Annotated in this window: 1 pseudogene; it reads left to right on the forward strand. The window is 65.6% G+C overall.

From position 1 onward, the window contains the following. Positions 1-2: 2 nt before the first annotated feature. Positions 3-2,260: pseudogene (locus BN1233_RS51590) on the forward strand (cation:proton antiporter domain-containing protein). Positions 2,261-2,307: the final 47 nt, after the last annotated feature.

Here is a 2,307-nt window from a genome sequence, read left to right on the forward strand (position 1 = left end):
GGATGAAACGATCCCGATGGCCCCCGGCTCAAGAAACAGCCCTCTTTCTCGGCACGGTTGGGGCTTTCGTTCTGATTTGCCCATCGGCTCTTGCGGCCGGCGAACCCGCCCAGGGACCGTCCGACGCCCTCTTCCTGGCGCAGATCATTGTCCTGTTGGTGGTCGGTCGGCTGCTTGGCGAGGTGATGCAGCGGATCGGCCAGCCGGCCGTCATGGGCCAGTTGCTCGCGGGCATCCTCCTGGGTCCGTCCCTGTTTGGGGCGCTCTGGCCGGAGGCGCAGCACGCCCTATTCCCGTCCAGCCACGATCAGAAGAGCATGCTCGAGGCCGTGTCGCAGCTCGGTATCCTGATGCTCCTGCTCCTGACCGGCATGGAGACGGATCTTCGTCTCGTCCGAAAAGTCGGCCGGGCGGCCACCAGCGTATCGGTGACGGGCATCGCGCTCCCGTTCATGTGCGGGTTCGCCCTGGGCCAATTCCTGCCCGAAGCCATGCTGCCCCATCCTGAACAGCGCCTCGTGACGTCGCTCTTCCTCGGTACCGCGCTCTCGATCTCGTCCGTGAAGATCGTCGCCTTGGTGGTCCGCGAAATGGGCTTCATGCGGCGCAACATCGGCCAGGTGATCGTTGCCTCGGCCATCATCGATGACACCATTGGCTGGGTGATCATCGCCATGACGTTCAGCCTTGCGCTGCACGGAACGCTGGACGCCTACGGAATCGGGCGAAGCGTCCTTGGGACGGGGGTCTTTCTCGTCGCGAGCTTCACGCTCGGCCGCCGGTTCGTCTTTCTCGCCATCCGCTGGGCCAACGATACCTTGATCAGCGAAGTGCCGGTTATCACCGCGATCCTGGTGATCATGGGCATCATGGCGCTCGTCACCCATCTCATCGGCGTCCATACGGTGCTCGGCGCGTTCGTGGCCGGCATCCTGGTGGGGCAATCGCCGATCCTGACGCGACACATCGAAGAGCAACTGCGTGGGTTGATCGTCGCCCTGTTCATGCCGGTCTTCTTTGGCCTCGCCGGTCTGAGTGCGGACCTCACTATCCTCAAGAACCCGGATTTGGCCATGCTGACGATCGGCCTGATCGCCATCGCCAGCATCGGCAAGTTCTCGGGCGCGTTCCTGGGCGGATCGGTGGGGGCCTGACCCGGGGCGAGTCGCTGGCGCTCGCCTGTGGGATGAACGCGCGTGGCTCGACCGAGGTGGTGATTGCCTCGATTGGCCTCTCGATGGGAGCGTTGAGCCATGACCTCTATACGATGATCGTGGCCATGGCGGCGGTCACAACGGCGGCGATGCCGCCGATGCTCCGCTGGGCCCTGGCTCGGCTGCCAATCCAGGCGGAAGAGCAGCTCCGGCTCGAACGGGACGCTGTCGAAGCCAAGGGGTTCGTATCGAGACTCGAGCGTCTTCTCGTCGTCGTCGACGAAAGCACCACAGGCAAGTTTGCGTCGCGCCTCGCAGGTCTGGTTGCGGGATCGCGCGGCATGCCCGTCACCGTTCTCACGCTTGGAGCGCAGGCGAACCCGACCGTTCCAGCCACCGATCCGGGCGGAGCCGAGATGGCGCTCAGGACGGCCGCCGCGACCGCTCCGGCTACCGATCCCGATCCAATCGACCCCGTCTCACCAGCGGTCGACGTCATGGCAAGGGTGCCGCTCGACCCGCCTGAACGGGAGGTTGCGGCGGAGGCCCGGAAAGGGCACGACCTCATGGTGATCGGGGTCGAGCCGACGGTGGCCCCTGATGGAGGCTTCCACGAAGGCGTGACGCGGATTGCGAGGGGGTTCCAAGGGCCTTTCGCGATCGCTTCGGCCCGCGGGATCCATCGGGTCGAGCCCGAGCGGGTGAGCCTCGACATTCTCGTTCCCGTCACGGGCACCGAGATTTCGCGCCGGGGTGTGGACGTGGCCCTCACCCTGGCTCGCGCGAGCCGCTGCGAGGTCATGGCCCTCTACGTGGCCGGCGATGCTGAACACCAACGTCGCCGCTACACCAACGCGAGCCGCGCCGGCGAAGCGGCCCTCAAGGACATCGTTGCCCTCGCTGACCAGATGGATGTTCCGATCCAAACGGCGGTTCGGGTCAACCTCGCGCCCGAGGTGGCGATCCTCCGTCAAGCGCGACTTGGCCGCCATAACCTGATCGTCATGGGGGTGACATGCCGGCCAGGCGACACGCTGTTCTTCGGGAATGTGGCTGCCGCCGTGGCGGAAGCCTCAGACCGCTCGGTCCTGTTTGTCGCAAGCTAGGCAGTCTCGCTGCGGAGGCACCTTGCTGGTTCGGATTTCGGTCCCGG

The sequence above is a fragment of the Microvirga massiliensis genome, assembly GCF_001006805.1.
In the GTDB taxonomy this organism is placed as follows: Bacteria; Pseudomonadota; Alphaproteobacteria; order Rhizobiales; family Beijerinckiaceae; genus Microvirga; species Microvirga massiliensis.